Source organism: Mesorhizobium sp. ORS 3428 (genome assembly GCF_001854785.1).
Classification (GTDB): domain Bacteria; phylum Pseudomonadota; class Alphaproteobacteria; order Rhizobiales; family Rhizobiaceae; genus Mesorhizobium.
Genome location: NZ_MDFL01000122.1, coordinates 77,162 through 98,755, shown reverse-complemented (window position 1 = coordinate 98,755; position 21,594 = coordinate 77,162). Strand labels below are relative to the sequence as shown.

The window sequence follows — 21,594 nt, the reverse complement described above, 5'->3', positions numbered from 1 at the left end:
CCTCCATTCCAGCCAGCATCTTGAATCACAAATCCGACAGATACGGAATCCCCTTCGATTCCGTCAAAGTAGGAAACGCTCTAAGCCGCCTCAGCCCGGCATTTGGCACACACGCCGCGAAACTCGATCACCGCCTTCTTCGCGGCGAAACCCGTCGAGCGCACCCACTCGTCCAGCCGGTGGTCGACGTCGTGGTCGGACATCTCGGTCACCTGGCCGCAGCTGTCGCAGATGGCGAAGGCGGTCATCGAATGGCTGTGGTCGTGCGGCTCGRCGCAGGCGACGAAGGAGTTGAGGCTTTCCAGCCGGTGAACGAAGCCGGACTTCACCAGCGTGTCCAGCGCGCGGTAAACCTGCAGCGGCGCCCGGAAGCCGCGTTCGCGCAGCTGGTCGAGCAGCATATAGGCGCTGAGCGGCCCGCTGGCGRCCTCAAGCTTCTCAAGCACGCACAGCTGGTTCTTGGTCAGCGCATCCCTTGCCGTCATCTTGTCCGTCCGGTGGTCGCGTCTTCTCGCGTGCCGACTGCCACGCGAACGCTCTCTGTGCCATGAGATAGCGACGAACGAGCATCTTTGCCACTGTTTCCGCAACGGGTGCCGCCTGGCGTCAAGCAGCGGCGGATGGTTCGCCGGCTAATCGCTACTTGCGCGACGGTCCCTTGCGCTCGGCTGAAGTCGCCCAGAGGTTGATATCGGCCTCGCGCGCATAGGTGTCGATCTCGGCAAGCTCCGCATCGCTGAACTCGAGCGCCTCGAGCGCGCCGACGCAATCCTCGACCTGTTCCGGCCGGCTGGCGCCGATCAGCGCCGAGGTCACCCGGCCTTTGCGCAGCACCCAGGCCAGCGCCATCTGCGCCAGCGTCTGCCCGCGCCTGGCGGCGATGGCATTGAGCGCCTTGATGTTGGCGATCGACTGGCCGTTGATGAAGGCGGGTCTCAGCGACTTGCCCTGGGATGCGCGACTGCCCTCGGGGATACCGCCGAGATATTTGTCGGTCAGCATGCCTTGCGCCAGCGGCGAGAACACGATCGAGCCGATACCCAGCCCTTCCAGCGTGTCGAGCAGCCCRTCGTCCTCGACCCAGCGGTTGAGCATGGAATAGCTCGGCTGGTGGATGATGCATGGCGTGCCCAGYCGCCTCAGAATGTCGGCCGCCTCGCGCGTGCGCTGCGAATTGTAGGAAGAGATGCCTGCATAAAGCGCCTTGCCCGAACGCACCGCATGGTCGAGCGCGCCCATCGTCTCTTCCAGAGGCGTCTCCGGATCGAAGCGATGCGAATAGAAGATGTCGACATAGTCGAGCCCCATCCGCTTCAGGCTCTGATCGAGGCTGGCCAGCACATATTTGCGGCCGCCCCACTCGCCGTAGGGACCCGCCCACATTTCGTAGCCGGCCTTGGTCGAGATGATCAGCTCGTCGCGATAGCCGGCGAAATCGGTGCGCAGGATCTCGCCGAAAGCGGTCTCGRYCGAGCCGGGCGGYGGCCCGTAATTGTTGGCGAGATCGAAATGCGTGATGCCGAGGTCGAAGGCCTTGCGCACGATCGGCTGCTTGATCCTGTGCGGCGTGTCGTTGCCGAAATTGTGCCACAGCCCAAGCGAGATGGCCGGCAGCTTCAGGCCGGACCGCCCGCAACGATTGTAGATCATCTTCTCGTAGCGGTTCTCGGCGGCGGCATAGGGCATGGATTTTCCTCAAAATCTGGGCGGGGCAGCGCCGCCCCTTGAAATGAATCGAGTCGGCGCTGCCCCTCACCCTTACCCTCTCCCATTAGGGACGGGGAGACGGGGTCRCCACCTACTTCTTCTTCGCCAGCAGCGCCTTCGCCTCCTTGATGYCGAGCGCTGCCGGCCGCTCGCAGGTCGTCTGCATGGCGACGAACTTGCCGGTTTCGCCCGAGCGCAGGATGCCGGTCATCACATCGACGGCATGCAGCGCCAGCTCCATCGAGCAGCGGTGCGGCCGCCCTTCGGCGATCGCGATCGCCATATCGGCGAGGCCGGCGGTGCGATAATTGGCCATCATGCCTTGGCCATGCATCTCGTTGGGCACGCCGAACGGATGATCCCACTTCGGCAGCTTCTTCATCGGCTTGGTGGCATCGGTGAAGCGGACCTCGCCGCCGAAGAAGTTCGGGTCCGGCACGAAGATGGTGCCCGCCTCGCCATAGAGCTCCATCGGCGCGTGGCCGTGGCTCCAGACGTCCCAGCTGGTGTTGAGCGTCACCACCGCGCCGTTCGCGAATTCCAGCAGCGCATGGATGGTGGTCGGCGTGTTGACCGGAATCTTTTCGCCCGCACGAGGCTTCGACGAGATTGTGCGCTCCTTGGCGGGAGTCGCCGCAAAAGCCGCCACCTGCTTCACCGGCCCGATCAGCTGGATGAGGTTGGTGACATAATACGGACCGATGTCGAGCACTGGACCGGCGCCCGGCTGGAAGAAGAAGTCGGGATTGGGGTGCCAGTGCTCCATGCCGTGACCCATCACATGGCAGGTGCCGCTGGTGATCTTGCCGAGCTTGCCGCTGTCGATCAGCTCGCGCACCAGCTGATGCGCGCCGCCGAAGAAGGTGTCGGGCGCCGAACCGATGCGCAGCCCCTTCTTCTCGGCCCGCTTCCGAAGGTCGAGCCCTTCCTCGATCGACAGCACGAAKGGCTTTTCCGAATAGACATGCTTGCCGGCCTCGAGCACCGCTTTCGACACTTCGTAATGCACGGCCGGGACGGTGAGGTTGACCACGATGTCGATCTCGTCGTCCTTGAGGAGGTCACTGACCGTCTCGGCGCGGAGCTTGAACTCCTTCGCCCGCATCTTTGCCGCGTCCATGTTGATATCCGCGCAGGCGCGCATCTTGATGCCGCGGAAGAGCGGCGCCAGCGAGAAATACGCCTTCGAGATGTTGCCGCAGCCGATGACGCCTACGCCAAGGTTATTTGCCATTTTGGTTCTGCTCCTACCAGCTCTTGGCCGCCGCGATCGAGCGACGGGCAAAGCGCTCGATGTCGTTGGGGTTGTCCTGTTCCATCACGAAATACTGGGCCGCGCTTTTGGCGCGCAGCGCCTTGATCAGGCCGGGCCAGTCGATGGTGCCGTGGCCGACATCCGACCATCCGTCCTCGTCCAGCCCCTCGCCCGCCTTGGCCATGTCCTTGACATGCACGGCATTGATGCGCTGGCCATGCTTTTCGATCCAGGGCAGCGGATCGGCGCCGCCGCGCACCACCCAGGCAACGTCCATCTCCCAGCCGATGCCGGGCGCGGCCGACAGGATATGGTCCTGCGGCAGCGAGCCGTCGGCGAGCGGCTTGAACTCGAAATCGTGGTTGTGCCAGGCAAAGCCGTAGCCGCTCCTTTTCGCGGTCTCGCCCACCTGGGCGAGCCGCTCGCCGAAGCCGCGCCAGCCGGCAGCATCGCCCGGCCGCGCATCGGGCATGAGATAGGGGCAGATCAACAGCGAGATGCCGAGAGCGTCGGCTGTTCTGCGCACGCCGTCGAAATCCTTTTCCAGCGCATCGATCGAGAAATGCCCGGTCGGCATGGCAAGCCCGTTCTTGTCGAGCTCGGCGCGGAAAGCCTTGGGATCGTCATAGACGCCGCCGAAGCCTTCCACCTGCCGGTAGCCGAGCTCGCCGAGCATTTTCAGCACGCCGTCCCATGGCTGGAAGTTGCGGGCACTATAAAGTTGGAATGACCAGTTCATCAGTCTGTCCGTTCTGCTTGGGTTGTCTGGGAGGTTAAAGCCGGCTGTCGGTCTCGGCGTCGAACAGCGAAGCGCGCGCCGGATCGAAGCCGATGCGGATCGCATCGCCGCTGTGCAGCGTCTTGTCCGCTTCGACGCGGAAGGAAAGGATCTGGCCGCCGAGCTTGGTCCACACCAGCGTGTCGGAGCCCATCGGATCGACGATCTCGACGGTGGAGTCGGTGGTGAAGGGCATGGCCCTGGCGGCGTCGCCGAAGGCGATATGCTCGGGGCGGATGCCGAACACGCAGGGCCTGCCTGCGCGGCCGCCGTCGCCCTCGAACTGATAACGGTCGAGCGGCACCGACACGCCATCGGCCTTGAACGCGGGAGCATCGCTCGCTTCCAGTTGACCTTTAAGGAAATTCATCGCTGGCGAGCCGAGGAAGCCGGCGACGAAACGATTGACCGGGCGGTTGTAGATGGTCTGCGGCGCGTCGAGCTGCTGGATCACGCCGCCCTTCATCACCGCGATGCGGTCGGCCAGCGTCATCGCCTCGATCTGGTCGTGCGTGACGTAGATCATGGTGTTCTGCAGCCTGCGGTGCAAAAGCTTGATCTCGACGCGCAGCTCCGAGCGCAGCTTGGCATCGAGGTTGGACAGCGGCTCGTCGAACAGGAAAACGTCGACGTCGCGCACCAGAGCCCGACCGATCGCCACGCGCTGGCGCTGGCCGCCGGAGAGCGCCGAGGGCTTGCGCTGCAACAACGGCTCGATCTGCAGGATCTCCGCCGCGCGCGCGATGCGTTTGGCGATCTCGTCCTTCGGCACGCCGGYGACGCGCAGGCCAAAGGAGAGGTTCTTTTCCACCGTCATCTGCGGATAGAGCGCGTAGGACTGGAACACCATGCCGATGCCGCGGTCCTTCGGCTCCTCCCAGGTGACGTTCTTGCCCTTGATGAAGATGCGGCCTTCCGAAATGTCGAGCAGGCCGGCGATGCAGTTGAGCAAGGTCGACTTGCCGCAGCCGGACGGACCGAGCAGCACGATGAACTCGCCCTCGGCGACGTYGAGGTTGAGCGTCTGCAGAACGGTGACCGCGCCGAAATTGAGCGACAGGTCCTGGATCGAAACACTGGGATTGGCGATTGCAGCCATCATCATCCTTTCACCGCGCCGGCGGCGATGCCGCGCACGAAGAGCTTGCCGGAAACGAAGTAGACGATGAGCGGTACAAGGCCGGTCAGGATGGTTGCGGCCATGTTGACGTTGTATTCCTTCACGCCCTRCACCGAGTTGACGATGTTGTTGAGCTGCACCGTCATCGGATAGGTGTCGGGGCGCGTGTAGACGACGCCGAACAGGAAGTCGTTCCAGATGCCGGTCACCTGCAGGATGATGGCGACGACGAAGATCGGCAGCGACATCGGCAGCATGATGCGCAGATAGATGCCCCAGAAGCCGGCGCCGTCGACGCGCGCRGCGCGGAATAGTTCCTCCGGCATGGACGTGAAATAGTTGCGGAAGAGCAGCGTCAGGATCGGCATGCCGAAGATCGAATGCACGATCACCAGGCCGGTCAGCGTCCCATAGATGCCGATCTCGCGCAGGATGATGACGATCGGATAGATCATCACCTGGTATGGGATGAAGGCGCCGACGATCAGGATGATGAAGAAGGTATCCGCCCCCTTGAAGCGCCAGTTGGCCAAAGCATAGCCGTTCACCGAAGCGATCGCGATCGACAGCAGCACCGACGGCACGGTGATGCGCACCGAATTCCAGAAGCCGCGCGAAAGCCCATCGCAGTTGAGCCCGGTGCAGGCGCTCGACCAAGCCTTGACCCAGGGTTCGAATGTGATCTCCAGCGGCGGCGAGAAGATGTTGCCGAGGCGGATTTCCGGCATGCCCTTCAGCGACGTGACGATCATCACGTAGAGCGGCAAAAGGTAATAGAGCGYCACGACGATGAGCGTGCCGTAGAGGAAGATGTTGCGGCGCGAAAGCACGTGCCGCGGCTTCGTTCCACTCGGCCCCAATCCATCGCGCAACGCCGCTTCGCGCCGGAGAATTTCCGCTTCGGCGGGCATGGGGGCAGCAACATCAGCCACGCTTCTTGCCTCCGAATTCGAGATAGGCCCATGGCACGATGACGATCACCACCGAGAGCAGCATCATGGTCGAGGCGGYGAATCCCTGGCCGAGATTCTGGGCGAAGAACATGTAGTCGTAGACGTATTTTGCCGGCACTTCGGAGGCGATGCCCGGGCCGCCGCTGGTCTGGGCAACGACGAGGTCGTAGACCTTGACGATGCCGGCCGCGATGATCACCAGCGTGGTGATGAAGACCGGCCGCATCATCGGGATGATGATGAAGAGATAGGTCTTCCAGGCCGGAATGCCGTCCACCCGCGCGGCCTTCCAGATGTCCTCGTCGATGCCGCGCAGGCCGGCGAGCATCAGGCACATGATCAGCCCCGTGCCTTGYCAGAGCGCCGCGATCGAAATGCCGTAGATGACGATGCTGGAATTGTAGAGCGGATCGAAGCTGAAGCTTGTCCAGCCGAGGTCGCGCACGACGCGCTGGACGCCGAAATCCGGATTGAGCAGCCACTGCCAGACCAGGCCTGTGACGATGAAGGAGAGTGCGAAGGGATAGAGGAAGATGGTGCGGAACGTGTCCTCGAAGCGGATCTTCTGGTCGAGCAATGCCGCAAGGATGAAGCCGATGACCAGCGAGAACACCAGCGAGATGACGCCGTAGATCAGGAGATTCTCGATCGAAACCAGCCAGCGCGGCGTTGCCCACAGCCGGTAATACTGGTCGAGCCCGACGAAATTCAGCCGCGGCAAGAGCTTCGAATTGGTGAAGGAATAGAGCACCGTCCAGGCCGTGCCGCCGACGAAGACCACGAGCGCGGTCAGGATCATCGGGATCGATGCGACCTTGGCGTTGAGGTTGCGGAAAAGCTGGTTCGGACGTTGGCTTTTGCTCATCTTGGCAGCCGGACAATCAGGACATCTTGCTCCCGACCCCGGATCGGCAGGGGCCGGGAGCCGGCGGGGGCGCCGGTTGTCAGTCGGCCGAAGCGATGATGTCGGCGAAGCGCTTCTGCGCCTCTTCGAGCGTCATGTCGGGCTTGGCGAAGAATTCGGAGAACAGGTCCTCCTTCTGCTTCTGGCTGTCCTGCGACAGCAGCTGATCCGTCCACGGGATAACCGCGCCCTTGGCGAGAATGGCGAGACCCTTCTTCATGCAGTCGTTCGCCGTGTTGAGATCGACGTCGCCGCGCACCGGCAACGAGCCCTTCTTGAGATTGAAGGCGACCTGCGTCTTCGGATCGAGCAGCGTCTCGGCCAGGACTTCCTGCGCCTTGGACTTCGCTTCATCCTTGAGCAGCGGGAAGTAGAAGGCGTCGCCCCCGGTGGCGATGACCTCGTTCAGGCCGAGGCCTGGCAGGCAGGTATAGTCCTTGCCGGCGGTCTTGCCGGCGACCTGGAACTCGCCTTGCGCCCAGTCGCCCATGATCTGGCCGCCGGCCTTGCCGGTGATGACCAGATTGGTCGCCTGGTTCCAGTCCTGCACATTGGTGTTCTTGGCCATCTTGCGGGCGTCGTCAGCCGCTTTGAACACCTTGGCGATCTCTGGGCCGCCGGCGAATTTGGCGTCCTTTTCCTTGTAAACCTTGAGGAAGGCGTCCGTGCCGCCGACGGCGGCCAGCAGCACGTCGAAGGCGCCCGATGCCTGCCAGGGCTGTCCACCGACCGCGAGCGGGATGATGCCGGCCTTCTCCAGCGCCGGAGCGGCGGCCACGAATTCATTCCAGTTCTTCGGCATCGGCACGCCGGCCTTCTGGAAGGCCTCGTTCGACAGCCAGAGCCATTGCCAGGAATGGATGTTGACCGGCACGCAGTAGATCTTGCCGCCGATGGTGCAGCTGTCGAGCAGGCTCTTCGGCCGCACGATTTCCGCCCACTTCTCCTTGGTGGCGAGGTCGGTCAGGTCACGCATCAGTCCGGCCTGGACAAGCTCCTCCGCCTGGCGGCCGTGGTTGAACTGGGTGGCACCCATGGGATCACCGCCGGTGATGCGGCTGATCATGATCGGCCGCGCCGTGCCGCCGGAGCCGGCGATGGCGCCGTCGACCCAGTGATTACCGGTCGCGTCGAATGCCTTGGCAAGCTCCGCCACGGCCGCCGCCTCGCCCCCCGAAGTCCACCAATGGGTGACTTCCAGATCGGTCGCGGTCGCCGGTCCGGCGAAGCTCAGCGCGACCGTCGCGGCGAACGCGGCAGTCAGGAATTTGTATCGCATTTCGGTTCCTCCCAGAATCTGAAACGTTACAGATTTTTCGATACGGCAAATAGCTGACATAGGCAACCCCTCGAATGGAAGCGGCATGAGATTTTTTCGGAGCGCGAACAAAATCCTTCTCCGAGGGCGGCCAAGCGCCGCTCAGCATTGCCGAATGGTGTCATAAACCATCGGAAACTKAGATTTCTTTGCGATTCCAGCGGCTTTCGACCCGCTCCTCCGCCGCTGACAGCGACGATCACGACGCGCAGGCGTTGGCAATCTGTAACGTTTCAGTATACTGAAACGCGTCGCGGGCCGAAGGCCGCACGAAAATGTCAACGCGCACGATTGCCGGTCGGCCTCGCTGCTGCTATGCGCCTGACGGGCGGGACGAATGGACAGACGGGGAACTGACAAGGACGACGAGACGTCGGCTACCGAACGGCCGACGCTGAAGACGCTCGCCTTCATGACCGGGCTTGGCGTCACGACCGTGTCGCGCGCGCTGAAGGATGCGCCGGAGATCGGCGCCGAGACCAGGCGCCGCGTGCAGCTCGTCGCCAAGCAGATCGGCTACCGGCCGAACCGCGCCGGAGTAAGGCTCAGAACCGGCAAGACCAACGTCATCAGCCTGGTGCTCAACACCGAACACGAGCTGATGAGCTTCGTCTCGGACATCATCTACGGCGTCACCGAGGTGATCGCCGACACGCCTTATCACCTGATCGTCACGCCCTATTCGCGCTCGCAGGACCCGTTGGACCCGGTACGCTACCTGGTCGAGACCGGCTCGGCCGACGGCGTCATCATTTCGCGCACGCAGCCCAACGACCCGCGAGCCCGCTATATGCTGGAACGCGGCATTCCCTTTGCCACGCACGGCCGCACCGACATGGGGCTTGTGCATCCCTATCACGACTTCGACAATTATGCTTTCGCGAGCGAGGCGGTCCGCTATCTCGCAGGCATGGGCCGGCGCCGGCTCGCTCTGGTGACGCCGCCGGTCGGCCTCACCTATTACGGCCATACGGTGAACGGCTTTGCCGATGCGCTGAGCGAAGTCGGCGCCAGCGAGGTGCCGTTCAATACGGTCTCGATCGATCACACGATCGAGCAGATCAGGATGCGGACCGCCCAGCTCATGCGCCGTGACGATCGTCCGGACGGCATCGTCAGCAGTGCAGCCGCCGCCACGCTTGCCGTCGTCGCCGGCATCGAGGACRCCGGCCTGAAGCTCGGCCGCGACGTCGATGTGGTGTCGAAACAATCGTCGGAACTGCTGCACCTGTTCAGGCGGGAACTGCTCGTGGTGAACGAGAATTTCCGGCTGGCCGGCTCCGAGCTCGCCCGCGCCGTGCTCGGCTGGATCGGCGGCGCGGCACCCGGCTCCCTGCAGTCGCTCAGCACGCCGAGCGAGGTTCTGCCCTATCGGGGTTAGTGCCCAGCGCCGCTGCCCCACGGTCCATGGAACGCCCCCTCCTCGCCGATTYGCTCGAAGCCATGCGCGCCGAAGAAGTCGCGCTGCGCCTGGATGAGGTTCGAGGTGCCGCGGCCCTGGCGATAGCTGTCGAAATAGGCGAGCGCCGAGGATAGCGCCGGAACCGGCGAGCCGACCTCCGAGGCCCTTGCCACAATGCGCCTCAGCGACGGATGCGCCTCCTTCATCAAGGCGACGAAGGCCRGCGCCATCAGGAGGTTGGTGGGGGCGCCTCCCGACCCGAAGGCCTCAGCCATCGTATCCAGCATCTGCGAGCGGATGATGCAGCCGGCGCGCCAGATCTTGGCGATGGTCGGCATCGGCAGGTTCCAGTTGAATTCTTTCGAGGCRCCGCTCATCACCGCGAAGCCTTGCGCGTAGGCGGCGATCTTGCCGGCCAATAGCGCCAGTTCCAGGTCCTTCAGCAGTGCGTCCTTGTCGCCGGTGATCTTGGTGATGCCGATATTGCCATAGGCCTTTTCCGCCGCCAGCCGCTCGTCCTTGATCGAGGACAGCACGCGCGCCGCGACAGCCGCCTCGATGGCTGTCGCCGGAATGCCTAGCTGCTGCGCCTCGATGACCGACCATTTGCCCGTGCCTTTCTGGCCGGCGCGGTCGAGGATGATGTCGACCACCGGCTTGTCGGTCTTGGGATCGTCGGCGGCAAGAACCTTGGCGGTGATCTCGATCAGATACGAGTTGAGCCGGCCCTGGTTCCAGCCGTCGAAGACCGTGCCGATCTCCTTCGGTCCCATGCCTAAGCCGTCGCGCAGGATGCCGTAGATCTCGGCGATCATCTGCATGTCGGCATATTCGATGCCGTTATGGATGGTCTTGACGAAATGGCCGGCGCCGTCGGTGCCGAGCCAGGCAGCGCATGGCTCGTCCTTGAACTTGGCGGAGATCGCCGTCAGCACCTTCTCGACGCGCTTCCAGGAGTCTTCCGTGCCGCCGACCATGATCGACGGCCCGTGGCGCGCGCCCTCCTCGCCGCCCGACACGCCCATGCCGATGAAGGTCAGGTCCGAGTCCGACATCTCGGAGAAGCGCCGCATCGTGTCGCGGAAATTGGCGTTGCCGGCATCGATGACGATGTCGTTGTCGGAGAGTGTGCCGCGCAGTGCCGCGATCTGCTCGTCGACCGRCTTGCCGGCCAGCACCATGATGATGATCGGCCGAGGCGGCCGGATCGCAGCGGCCAGATCCTCCAGACTGTAACAGGGGACAACCATGTCCTTCAGCGGGCCGGCGCCCTCGACRAAGGCGTCGGTGCGCGAACGGGTGCGGTTGAAGACGGCAATGCGGTGCCCGTGCTCGGCTATGTTGAGCGCCAGGTTGGAGCCCATCGTGCCCAGGCCGATCAGGCCGATTTCGGCTTTTTCCATCGTTTCTTCCCTGCGTTCGGGTCGTTTGTTGAGGACGTGTTTTGTCCGGATGATTGACGGGCCTTCGCGGTGGCGTCAACCGCCTCGCCGAATCGTGTCTCAGCCGCGCTGCGTGAGATTCAGGTCAGGCGGTTCGCACGCCGGCCTCACCTGAATATTACTCAGATCGGATATCGATCGGCGCCTCGATCTTCACCATCTCGAAATCCGAAACGAGGATGTCGAGCCGGGCGTTCCAGCGGCCGGGCAGCGGGACGATAAGATTCTCGACACGCCAGGTGCCGTCGCCGGGTTTGGTTGCTGGCCGCTTGATCGGCTCGATGCCGGAACCCGGCTTCGACAGCACCAGCGTCACCTCCTTGGCGTCGAGCGGCCCGAAATCGCCGGTCATGATGACCATCGAAGCCGCCACCTGGCCGGTATGGCCGGGCGTGATACTAAGATCGGCCATCGCCTTTAGCGTGTGGATGTGGACCGATACCGGTTGCGCGGCGGCGATTGCCAGCTCGCGCGGCGGCGGCGTGAAGCGCCAGCCGGCGGCGACGCCGAAGATGGCGAGCACGATCAGCGTCTCGATGGAGATCGAACGTACCAGCCGTCGCTGAACTTCCGTGTCGCCCGCCTCTGCTGGCGTGGTCAGCGTCCACCGGTTCACCGAGGCCAGGGTGAACAGGAACAGCAGCAAGGCCAGTTTCAACAACAGCAGGCGGCCATAGGTGGTGTTGATCAGCGCAGCCGGTTCCTGCACCTGGRCGATCGCCAGCACGATTCCGCTTGCCGCAAGCACGGCAACCACCGGCAGGATCGCGCCCGAAAACCGGCGAAGGAACGCCTTCGCCTCCGCCGGCTGGTATCGCAACGCCAGGCCAAGCGGCGCCAGCGCTCCGGTCCAGAAAGCGATGCCCGCGCCATGCAGGAACACCATCGGCCGCGTCAGCCATTGCGGCTCGGCAACGCCTGCGTGCCCACTGGCGGCGAGTGCCGAGCCGACGCCGACAAGCCCAACCAGGGCAAGCAGCTTGCGGGAGGCTCGCGGTCCGGCGAGGGAGAGCAAGGCAAGCCCGTGCGCGATCAGGCCGACAAGCACCGTCCAGCCGAAACTCGTCTCAATCGCGGTCTTCCAGACGATCGGCGCTGCTAACCGGGCGAGCGGCGCGCCGAGCGCGTCCAGCCCTTGAAAGCCGAGCGAGAGCGGCGCTGCGGCCTGCCCGCAGAGCAGAGCGCCAATGACGAAACGTCGGCCGCAGCGGCGGCCTTCGGCGAGCCAGGCGAGCGAGAAGGCGCCGCCGACGCCGAGAAAGAGCCCGGCATAGAGCAGGAGCTTTCCGATCCAGATCGCCCCGCGCAGCGGCCAGTCGACGGTTTCACCCACCTTTGGCGCGGCGCTTGGCGCGCCGATGGAAAACAGCGCCGAGCCGCCGACCGGATGGCCGTCCTGCGAAATCACCCGCCAGCTCAGCACATGCGTGCCGAATTTGAGCGTCTCGGGATTGTCGATCTCGACGGTCTGGTCGTTGAGGCGGAAGGACGGTAGCGCGAGCTGCGTGCCGTCCGGGCGCACCAGCGTCAGCACCAGCGGTGAGACCGGCTCGCTGAAAGTCAGCAAGAAATGGCTCGGGCCCTGTGCCAGTACCGTGCCATCGGCCGGATCGGTCGCGACCAGCACCGCATGTGCGCAGGCGCGGCCGGGCAAGGCCAGCAGCGCCATCAGCACGAAAGCGGCGAGCAGGCCACGGGCGAGTATCCTGACGCGAGCGCCGCCCGGGCGAACCGTCGATGGGGAAGGTGCAGCGTTCATGCCGTCCTTGCGAGGAGCGATGGCGCGTCCGAACGGGACGCGCCATCAAGAAATCATTTCTTCGGCAGCATTTTGATGGAGCGCGCAAAGCGCGCCCCCGGCCAACAGACGTTCTTCATGAACCATCCCTCTGATTGTTGAGCGCGTGGCGGATCACTCGGTGTGATCTTCCATGGCGCCCGTCTCGCCCATGCCCTCGACGGCGAACTCGACGGTGACGCTGCCGGCTTTCTCGAAGGTCAATGTCGCGGGGAACTTTTCCCCCTGCTTGGGCTGGCGTTTGAGACCGATGAACATCAGGTGAGAGCCGCCGGGCTTCAGCGCGACCTTGCCGCCGGCCGGGATTTCAAGCCCGCCGGTGACTGGCCGCATGGTCATGACGCCATCCTTGACGCCCATCTCATGGAGCTCGGCCTTGTCGCAGATGTCGGAGGAAATCGACAGCAGGCGGTCGGGCGAACTGCCCTTGTTGGTCACGGAGAAATAGCCGCCGGCCACCTTGGCGCCGGGCGGCGTCGCGCGAGACCACGGGTGGCCGATCTCCAGGTCGCYGGCCTTGAATTCATGCGCCAGGGCGGCGGGAACGCCGGCGAACAGGAGAAGGAGAACGCACAGGGCAAGGCCGAAGCCCTGCTCGAAGGCGTGAGGGAGCGAGCCGCGACGAACATGCGCACACGCTGCGGAAAGTAAATTGGACATGGTTGCTCCATGGCTATGAGATCGCGCCGTCGTCGGTCGCGAGCAGTCTGAACTTGGATGAATGGTCCCGCGAAAGGTTCCGCGGGTCTTGTCGTCAGACCGTTGCCGGCGGCGCTCGCGGATTGGCAGGAGAGCGGTCGCGGGCGAAATCGAGATGGCGGAAGGCCGGAGGCGGGAAAGCGGCCGCTTCGAACGCCGGAGCCCCGRCAATTGCATCGGTTTCCGGCAGCGGCAAATGCGCCGGCGACGCCATGCTGCAGCCCACCGAACAGCAGGCCGGCATGGGCTGCCGATGCGGGTCGCCGCCCGGAAGCTTCGCGGCCCCTTCACGGGTGCAGATGACGTTGCCGAAGGCATCGAGCTGTACCGGCCCGCCGAAGGCGAAGGCCCCGAGCGACGACTGGAGCAACAGCAGCAGCGCCGCGACGATCGCGGCCGGCATGCTCCATCGTCTCAGCCCGATGTCCAACAACCTGCCTTTCCCAGCAACTCGAGCGACCCTAGCACGGGGCCGGGGGCCGGAAAATCGCCAAAACCAGGCTGCGGCAACGCGGCGCGATCGGCAGATCTCAGGCGGGCAGCGCCTGCCGCCCTTCCGGAATGGAGGTGAGCAGCGTCTGGCGCGCCGAGTTCAGGTGCTTTCGGCAGGCGACGTCCACCTTGCCGGGATCGCGCGATTTCAGTGCCGCGATATAGGCCAGATGCTCCTGGAGCGCGACTTCGTTGCGCTCGCGCTCCTGCGCCTTGTTCCACTGGTAGTGGTAGTGGAAGATCATCGCGATCACATCATAGAAGTCGACGATGAAGCGGTTGTGCGAGGCGCGGTGGATCAGCCGGTGGAAGCGCTCGTCGAGCTCCGAGAACTCGGTGAAGCGGGTGGCGATCTCGCCCGCCAGCTCGCGATGTTCGACCTCCAGCCTGTCGAGATCGGCCCAGACCGGGCTGTCCTCCGGCAGTGCCACGAAGGCAGCCGCCGAGCGCAGCTCGAACATCTCGCGGATCTCGGTCAGCTCCAGCGCGAAAGCGCGGGTGAAACCCTTCAGCACCCAATGGCTGTTGCGCCGCTTCTCGATCAGGCCGAAGCGCGAGAAACGGATGAGGAATTCGCGCACGCTGGTGGTGCCGACGCCGATCTCGCGCGCCAGTTCGAGCTCGTTGATCTGCATGCCGGCCTCGGCGCCCCCGGCAAGCAGCCGGCGCATGAAGGAGCGCTCGATGATCTCGGCCAGCGAATCGGTCTCTTCCTCGGGGAAGAAATCCCCCGGCCGGGGCGACCTGAGCACCGTCTTGTTGCGCTTGTTCCAAGCGATCAGCCCGGTCTCCTCCATGCGCGCCAGGATGCTGCGCACCGTGGTGCGGCTGACGCCAAGCAGGGTGCCGAGCTCCGGCTCGGACGRCAGGCTCTTGGTTTCGTCGAGCAGCCGCAGGCAGCGGTTGAAGGCGTCCTTGTAGACGTTGTTGCTCTTGGACATGCCCGTATCCCCCAACGCTTGCGGCGGCGGGCCGGAAGCGCGATATGATCGGCGTTCCTAGCGCAAGCCTCCGAAAAGCGGAACGCTTTTCGCCGGCTTGCTGGCGGGCAATGGCGCGCTGCTAAGCGACGCTCCGCCCGTAACGAAAAAACAATTGACGCAAAAATGTTTTTTCACGATAAAAGACATTATCCCCAAACGGGCGAATGTCAATCCGCCCACCCTCCCAGGTTTACCCAGGACAGCCGCCCTTGAACGCCGCAAGCACCATTCTTCTCTCCCCCGCCGACAATGTCGCGGTTGCCAATGGCCGCATCGAGATCGGCGCGGCCTTGCCCGGCGGCGCGGTTGCGGTTGCGGCCATCGACCCTGGGCACAAGGTGGCGATCAAGCCGATCGCGGCCGGCGAAGCGGTGGTGAAGTACGCGCAGGCGATCGGCCGCGCCACCCAGGACATCGCGCCCGGCGAGCACGTCCATTCGCACAATCTGGTGTTCGAGAGCGGCCGCCTGCCCGTGGTGCCGCCGAGCGAGGCCGAGCACGCCACCGAGGCCGACCGCAAGCGCACCTTCATGGGCTATCGCCGCGCCGACGGCCGGGCCGGCACGCGCAACTTCATCGGCATCATCGCCAGCGTCAATTGCTCGTCCACCGTCTGCCATGCGATCGCCGACGAGGCCAACCGCACGCTGCTGCCGAAATATCCCGGCATCGACGGCTTCGTCCCGATCGTCCACGGCCAGGGTTGCGGCATGAGCGCCACCGGCGACGGCATGATGGTGCTGCACCGCACGCTCGCAGGCTATGCGCGGCATCCCAATTTCGGCGGCGTGCTGATGGTGGGCCTGGGCTGCGAGGTCAACCAGCTCACGCTTTACGGCCAGAAGGGCGTGGCCGCGGGAAAACGCCATTTCAACATCCAGGAGGCCGGCGGTTCGCGCAAATCCGTCGAGAGGGCGATGGGCGTGCTGGCCGAGATCGCCGAGGAAGTCGGCCAGCTGAAGCGTGAGCCGATCCCGGTCAGCGAAATCGTCGTCGGCCTGCAATGCGGCGGCTCGGACGGCATGTCCGGCATCACCRCCAATCCGGCGCTGGGTGCTGCCGTCGACATCCTCGCCGGCTGCGGCGGCATCGGCATCCTGTCCGAAACGACCGRGATTTACGGCGCCGAGCATCTGCTTGCCTATCGCGCCGCCTCGCCCGAGATCGCAGCCAAGCTGGACAGCTATGTGAAGTGGTGGGAGGACCATGTCGCCAAGCACGGCGCCTCGATCGACAACAACCCCTCGCCCGGCAACAAGCGCGGCGGCCTGACCACCATCCTCGAGAAATCGCTGGGCGCGGTCGCCAAGGGCGGCCAGACGCCGCTCAACGGCGTCTTCGGCTATGCCGAGAGGGTCACCGGCAGCGGTTTGATGTTCATGGACACGCCCGGCTACGACCCGGTCTCGGCCACCGGCCAGGTCGCCGGCGGCGCTAATGTCATCGTCTTCACCACAGGTCGCGGCTCCTGCTTCGGCTGCCGGCCGACGCCGTCGATCAAGGTTGCCACCAACTCGACCATGTACCACCAAATGGAAGAAGACATGGACGTCAATTGCGGCGCCATCGCCTCGGGCGAGAAGACCATCGCCGGCATGGGCCGCGAGATCTTCGAGCTGATCATCGAGRCAGCGTCTGGCCGCAAGACCAAGAGCGAGGCGTTCGGCTACGGCGACAACGAGTTCGTGCCCTGGCACCTCGGCGCGACGCTCTAACTATTTGTTCACGCAATTCCGGACGGAAAACCGCTACACACTTTTCCTGGAATTGCTCCAGACACCGTCAAAATAGCGGCCGGTTGAAAATGGGGCCGGCAAAAGGGAGGCTTTGATGAACAAACGCCGGATCGGCACGACTGCGCTCGAAGTGACCGAGATCAGCTTCGGCGGCGCAGCCATTGGCGGGCTCTATCGCGCCTGCTCGCGCGACRCCGCGATGGCGACGCTGGATACGGCCTGGAACGCAGGGCTGCGCTATTTCGAYACCGCGGCCTTCTATGGCTTCGGCCTGTCTGAGCGCCGCACCGGCGACTTCCTTCGCGACAAGYCGCGCTCGTCCTATGTTCTGTCGACCAAGGTCGGTCGCCTGTTCCGCCCGGTGCCGGAAGACCAGGTTCCCGATCACTCCTATGTCGATCCGCTGCCTTTCACGCTCGACTACGACTATTCCTATGACGGCATCATGCGCTCGGTGGATTTCTCCTATGCGCGGCTTGGCCTTAACAAGATCGATATCCTGTTCGTCCACGACATCGGCGTCTACACGCACGGCGTCGAGAAGACGAAATTGCATTTCCGCCAGCTCATGGACGGCGGTCTGAAGGCGCTGGAGGAACTGAAATCGTCCGGCACGATCGCCGCCTATGGCCTCGGCGTGAACGAGGTCAAAATCTGCGTCGATGTGCTCAGCCGCGCGCCGCTCGATTGCACCCTGCTCGCCAGCCGTTATTCGCTGCTCGACCGCAGCGCCGAAGCCGAGTTGCTGCCGCTCTGCCGCGAGCGACAGACCTCGCTCATTATTGGCGGCGTCTTCAACTCAGGCATCCTGGCGACGGGCCCGGTGGAGGGCGCGCATTTCGACTATCTGCCGGCCCCGAAGGATATCCTCGATCGGGTCGGCGCAATGCAGAAGATCGCTGCCGATGGTGGCTATCCGCTGGCCGCTGCGGCGTTCCAGTTTCCGCTGCACGAGCCGGTCGTCGCTTCTGTGCTGACCGGCACGGCCAAGCCCGCCAATCTGACGCGCAACCTCGAGCTGCTCGACATCAAGGTGYCGACGGCGGAGTTCGCCAAATACGATCCCTACACCATCGTCCAGCAGCTTGACTGAGATGCCGGGTGGCGCGCTTCCGCCAGCCATCACGCAATCGGCACCAAACAGCGCTTGCATCGACCGGGTCGTTGCACTATCAAAATGCGCCAATTGTTTTTTATTGATAAAGTTCTGTTTGGCTTCGCGCCTGTCCAGATGGAGCTTTCGAACCTTCACCAGGCGAACTTAGGGAGGAACCTAATGAAATTTGTGACCAGCCTTCTCAACCGCCGCGCCTTCGTGGCTCTCGCCGCCGCCTCGATGCTCGCCGGCGCCATGAATTCGGGGCCTGCTTCGGCGGCCGACGTCACCATCCCGATCATCGTCAAGGACACCACCTCCTTCTACTGGCAGATCGTGCTGGCCGGCGCCCGCAAGGCGGGCAAGGATCTCGGCGTGAGCGTGCCGGAGCTCGGCGCCCAGGCCGAAACCGACGTCAACGGCCAGATCTCGATCCTCGAGAACGCCGTCGCCGGCAATCCGGCCGCGGTCGTGATCGCGCCGACCGAGGCCAAGGCGCTCGGCAAGCCGATCGACGAGGCGGCGAGCAAGGTCAAGGTCATCGGCATCGACTCCGCGGCCGACTCCAAGGCCTTCACCTCCTTCCTGACCACCGACAACGTCCAGGGCGGCCGTGTTGCGGCTGACGGCCTGGCGGCGGCGATCGCCGCGGCCAATGGCGGCAAGATCGAAGGCAAGGTTGCGCTGATCACCGCTCTGCCCGGCGCCGGCTCGCTCGAGCAGCGCGCCCAGGGCTTCAAGGAACAGCTCAAGGCGAAATATCCCGGCCTCCAGCTCGTCGCCGACAAATATGCCGACGGCCAGGCCACGACCGGCCTCAACATCGCGACCGACCTCATCACCGCCAATCCGGACCTCAAGGGCATCTTCGCCTCGAACCTGATCATGGCGCAGGGCGTCGGCCAGGCGGTCGCCGAGAACAACCTTGCCGGCAAGGTGGCGCTGATCGGCTTCGACAGCGACGACAAGCTGATCAAGTTCCTCAACGACGGTGTCATCTCCGGCCTCGTCGTCCAGGATCCGTACCGGATGGGTTACGACGGCATCAAGACCGCGCTCGCCGCCTCGAAGGGCGAGAAGGTCGAGGCCAATGTCGACACCGGCGCCAATCTCGTGACCAAGGACAACATGAAGGATCCGAAGATCGACGCGCTGCTCAACCCGAAGCTCAAATAGGCGCAGCCATAGTATCGTTTCCGGGGCCGCTTGCGCCCCGGAAACATCCACCGCTACCCGGCTTGGCAATTCGCCGGCTTGCTTTAGGCTCCGCCTCCAAGATGCGCGTTCAAGACGGGATCGCAGCCTACCCCACCGGTTGAGACCAATCTGGGAGGATTGTCATGACATTGACGGCGCAGGAACTGCACCCGCCCCCCACGCTGGAACCGGGCAGGACGATCCTCGAACTGAAGGGCCTCGAAAAACGCTATCCCGGCACGCATGCGCTGAAGCCGGTGAACCTCGCCTTCAAGGCAGCCGAGATCCACGCCATCGTCGGCGAGAACGGCGCCGGCAAGTCGACGCTGATCAAGTTGCTCACCGGCGTCATGCCGCGCACCTCCGGCGAAGTCATCTGGGAAGGCAAGCCCGAGGCACTCGCCTCGCCGCATGAGGCGATGGCGCTCGGCATCAATGCCGTGCACCAGGAGGTCGTGCTCTGTCGTCACCTGACGGTCGCCGCCAACATGTTCCTCGGCGAGGAGAATTCCCGCTTCGGCCTGTTGCAGCAGCGCGCCATGGTCAGGGAAGCGCAGCGGATCATCGACGGCTTGGGCTTCGACCTGCCGGCGCATGTCATGCTCGGCGACCTCACCATCGGCCAGCAGCAGCTAATCGCCGCCGCCCGTGCCACCGTGCGCGGCACGAAATYCCTGATCTTCGACGAGCCGACCGCCTACCTCACCCGCAAGGAGGCCGACCAGCTCTTCACCCTGATCCGCCGGCTGAAGGGCGAGGGCGTCACCATCATCTATATCAGCCACCGCATGGAGGAAGTGTTCGAGCTTGCCGATCGCGTCTCGGTGCTGCGCGACGGCACCCTCGTCGGCACCCGCAACATCGCCGAGACCAGCGAACCGGAGCTGGTCAAGCTGATGATCAACCGCTCGATCGAGCAGATCTACCACAAGGAGCATTTCACGCCGGGCGCGCCGATCGTCGAGGCGCRGAACCTCTCCGGCAAGGGTTTCGAGAATGTTTCGCTGACCGTCCGCGCGGGCGAGATCGTCGGCCTCTACGGCCTGATCGGCGCCGGCCGCAGCGAGTTCGTCACCACGCTTTACGGCCGCCACAGGAAATCGGCAGGCCAGATCCTGTGGCAAGGCAAGGAGGTGCAGGTCAACTCCGAGCATGACGCGATCCGGCTTGGCATGGCGCTCGCCCCGGAAAGCCGCCGCGACCAAGGCCTTTGCCTCAACCTGCCGGTGGGCATGAACCTCAACTTGCCGATCTACGAGCGCATCTCCAACAACCTGCTTATCTCCGGCTCGCGCGAGAAGGCCGAGGCCGAGCGTCAGATCGCCGATTTGCGCATCAAGACGCCGACGCGCCACGCGCTCGCCTCCAGCCTGTCGGGCGGCAACCAGCAGAAGATCGTCATCGGCAAATGGCTGGCGCACGGCGCCAGGCTGTTCATCTTCGACGAGCCGACGGTCGGCGTCGATGTCGGCACCAAGGCCGAGATCTATCGGCTGTTCTCGACGCTGCTGTCCAAGGGCGCCGGCATCATCCTGATCTCGTCCTATCTGCCCGAGGTCTATGAGCTCGCCGACACACTGCATGTGTTCCGGCGCGGCAAGCTGGTCGCCACGCATGGCTTCCACACCGCCAGCCACGAGGACATTTTGAGCCAGGCGCTGGCCGAGAGACAAGAAAAGACGGGAGGACAGAAATGAGCACCGAGGCGATCCCCGCCGCAAGGCGCAAGCGCAATTACAATGCCCTGTTCGGGCTGACGCTGCTTGGGCTCCTGCTCCTGATGTGGGTCGTGCTGGCTCTCGYCACGCCCTCCTTCGCCACGCCGCTCAACATCACCAATCTTCTGCGCCAGGGATCRCTCATCGCCATCCTCGCCGTTGGCCAGACCTTCGTCATCATCACCGGCGGCATCGACCTGTCCGTCGGCGCCGTGGTCGGGTTCACCACCGTCGTCGTGGCGCTCTTGATCAATGCCGGCTGGCCGATCTGGGCGGCCGTGCTCATCACCTTGCTGGTCGGCGTCGCCATCGGCCYTTTCCACGGCTTCGGCATCGTCAAGATGGGCCTGCCGCCCTTCATCATCACGCTTGCCACCATGACCTCGCTGCGTGGCATCGGCCTGTTGATGACCAACGGCAACTCGATCTCGATCAACTCCGATCCGTTCCAGGCCTTCTCGCGCGGCTCGCTGCTGGGCATCCCCTATCTGTTCTGGATGGTGATCCTGGTCGCCATACCGTCCTACGTCTTCCTGCACCACACGCGATGGGGCCGCTATCTGTTCTCGGTCGGGTCCAACGCRGAGGCAGCGCGCCTGTCGGGCGTCAACGTGCCGCGCACCATCTTCATGGCTTATATCCTGTCCGGCCTGCTGGCGGCTTTCGTCGGCGTGCTGCTGGCGTCGCGCATCGGCATCGRCAACCCGACGCAGGGCGACACCTACGAGCTGCAGGCCATCGCCTCTTCCGTGATCGGCGGCACGTCGCTGTTCGGCGCCATCGGCTCGGTGCATGGGCCGCTGATCGGCTCTTTCATCCTTTCGACGATCAACAACGGCGCTAACCTGCTCAACGTCAACACCTTCTGGCAGCGTGTCATCACCGGCATGCTGATCATCGTCATCGTCTACTTCGACGGCCTGCGCCGTCGCGGCAAATAAACCGTCCCTGAATGACGCGCCGGCCTGATCGACCGATGGGCCGGCGCTCTTGCAA

Annotated in this window: 19 protein-coding genes; 6 read left to right on the top strand and 13 right to left on the bottom strand. The window is 64.2% G+C overall.

Annotated elements, in window-relative coordinates:
- Window positions 1-80: 80 nt before the first annotated feature.
- From ORS3428_RS18180 to ORS3428_RS18145, 8 genes are all read right to left on the bottom strand, one after another.
- Window positions 81-485 carry a Fur family transcriptional regulator gene (locus ORS3428_RS18180; RefSeq protein WP_071099672.1) on the bottom strand — a complete coding sequence of 135 codons (405 nt, stop codon included), beginning with the start codon at window positions 483-485 and terminating at the stop codon, window positions 81-83.
- A 154-nt stretch (window positions 486-639) separates the two neighbouring features.
- On the bottom strand, window positions 640-1,686 hold the full coding sequence (gene mgrA, locus ORS3428_RS18175) for an L-glyceraldehyde 3-phosphate reductase (protein ID WP_071099671.1): 1,047 nt from the start codon (window positions 1,684-1,686) through the stop codon (window positions 640-642).
- Between the two features lie 112 nt (window positions 1,687-1,798).
- Window positions 1,799-2,941, bottom strand: coding sequence for a Gfo/Idh/MocA family protein (locus ORS3428_RS18170; RefSeq protein ID WP_071099670.1), 1,143 nt, complete (start codon window positions 2,939-2,941; stop codon window positions 1,799-1,801).
- A 13-nt stretch (window positions 2,942-2,954) separates the two neighbouring features.
- Window positions 2,955-3,701 carry a sugar phosphate isomerase/epimerase family protein gene (locus ORS3428_RS18165; protein ID WP_071099669.1) on the bottom strand — a complete coding sequence of 249 codons (747 nt, stop codon included), beginning with the start codon at window positions 3,699-3,701 and terminating at the stop codon, window positions 2,955-2,957.
- A gap of 34 nt (window positions 3,702-3,735) precedes the next feature.
- Window positions 3,736-4,839: an ABC transporter ATP-binding protein gene (locus ORS3428_RS18160; protein ID WP_071099685.1), complete on the bottom strand. Its 1,104-nt coding sequence runs from the start codon at window positions 4,837-4,839 to the stop codon at window positions 3,736-3,738.
- A 2-nt stretch (window positions 4,840-4,841) separates the two neighbouring features.
- Complete coding sequence (locus ORS3428_RS18155; protein ID WP_071099668.1) at window positions 4,842-5,771, bottom strand: carbohydrate ABC transporter permease; 930 nt, start codon at window positions 5,769-5,771, stop codon at window positions 4,842-4,844.
- Between the two features lie 13 nt (window positions 5,772-5,784).
- Window positions 5,785-6,678 (bottom strand): carbohydrate ABC transporter permease, encoded by an 894-nt coding sequence (locus ORS3428_RS18150; RefSeq protein ID WP_071099667.1) that lies wholly within the window; start codon window positions 6,676-6,678, stop codon window positions 5,785-5,787.
- Window positions 6,679-6,757: 79 nt separating this feature from the next.
- Window positions 6,758-7,996 (bottom strand): ABC transporter substrate-binding protein, encoded by a 1,239-nt coding sequence (locus ORS3428_RS18145; protein WP_071099666.1) that lies wholly within the window; start codon window positions 7,994-7,996, stop codon window positions 6,758-6,760.
- Window positions 7,997-8,372: 376 nt separating this feature from the next.
- Between ORS3428_RS18145 and ORS3428_RS18140 the strand changes: the two genes are divergently transcribed.
- Entirely contained in the window at window positions 8,373-9,416 is a 1,044-nt protein-coding gene (locus tag ORS3428_RS18140; protein WP_071099665.1) for a LacI family transcriptional regulator, read from the top strand.
- Here the strand turns inward: ORS3428_RS18140 and gndA are convergent.
- The 5 genes from gndA to ORS3428_RS18115 form a co-directional block, all read right to left on the bottom strand.
- Window positions 9,413-10,840 (bottom strand): NADP-dependent phosphogluconate dehydrogenase, encoded by a 1,428-nt coding sequence (gndA, locus tag ORS3428_RS18135; protein ID WP_071099664.1) that lies wholly within the window; start codon window positions 10,838-10,840, stop codon window positions 9,413-9,415. The two genes, ORS3428_RS18140 and gndA, sit on opposite strands and share 4 nt — an antisense overlap.
- A 157-nt stretch (window positions 10,841-10,997) precedes the next feature.
- Window positions 10,998-12,638 (bottom strand): copper resistance CopC/CopD family protein, encoded by a 1,641-nt coding sequence (locus ORS3428_RS18130; protein WP_071099663.1) that lies wholly within the window; start codon window positions 12,636-12,638, stop codon window positions 10,998-11,000.
- Window positions 12,639-12,791: 153 nt separating this feature from the next.
- Complete coding sequence (locus ORS3428_RS18125; protein WP_071099662.1) at window positions 12,792-13,337, bottom strand: copper chaperone PCu(A)C; 546 nt, start codon at window positions 13,335-13,337, stop codon at window positions 12,792-12,794.
- A gap of 94 nt (window positions 13,338-13,431) precedes the next feature.
- Window positions 13,432-13,779, bottom strand: coding sequence for a hypothetical protein (locus ORS3428_RS18120; protein WP_071099661.1), 348 nt, complete (start codon window positions 13,777-13,779; stop codon window positions 13,432-13,434).
- A 127-nt stretch (window positions 13,780-13,906) separates the two neighbouring features.
- Entirely contained in the window at window positions 13,907-14,809 is a 903-nt protein-coding gene (locus ORS3428_RS18115; protein WP_071099660.1) for a GntR family transcriptional regulator, read from the bottom strand.
- Between the two features lie 251 nt (window positions 14,810-15,060).
- Between ORS3428_RS18115 and ORS3428_RS18110 the strand changes: the two genes are divergently transcribed.
- The 5 genes from ORS3428_RS18110 (at window position 15,061) to ORS3428_RS18090 (ending at window position 21,539) form a co-directional block, all read left to right on the top strand.
- Complete coding sequence (locus ORS3428_RS18110; RefSeq protein WP_071099659.1) at window positions 15,061-16,566, top strand: UxaA family hydrolase; 1,506 nt, start codon at window positions 15,061-15,063, stop codon at window positions 16,564-16,566.
- 115 nt (window positions 16,567-16,681) lie between these two features.
- Window positions 16,682-17,680 carry an aldo/keto reductase gene (locus tag ORS3428_RS18105; RefSeq protein WP_083355187.1) on the top strand — a complete coding sequence of 333 codons (999 nt, stop codon included), beginning with the start codon at window positions 16,682-16,684 and terminating at the stop codon, window positions 17,678-17,680.
- Window positions 17,681-17,863: 183 nt separating this feature from the next.
- Window positions 17,864-18,859: an ABC transporter substrate-binding protein gene (locus ORS3428_RS18100; RefSeq protein ID WP_071099657.1), complete on the top strand. Its 996-nt coding sequence runs from the start codon at window positions 17,864-17,866 to the stop codon at window positions 18,857-18,859.
- A gap of 164 nt (window positions 18,860-19,023) precedes the next feature.
- Window positions 19,024-20,577 carry a sugar ABC transporter ATP-binding protein gene (locus ORS3428_RS18095; protein ID WP_071099656.1) on the top strand — a complete coding sequence of 518 codons (1,554 nt, stop codon included), beginning with the start codon at window positions 19,024-19,026 and terminating at the stop codon, window positions 20,575-20,577.
- A complete protein-coding gene (locus tag ORS3428_RS18090; RefSeq protein ID WP_071099655.1) occupies window positions 20,574-21,539 on the top strand; it encodes an ABC transporter permease in 966 nt (321 codons plus the stop codon). The genes ORS3428_RS18095 and ORS3428_RS18090 overlap by 4 nt, the downstream gene beginning before the upstream one ends.
- The last annotated feature ends 55 nt before the right edge of the window (window positions 21,540-21,594 follow it).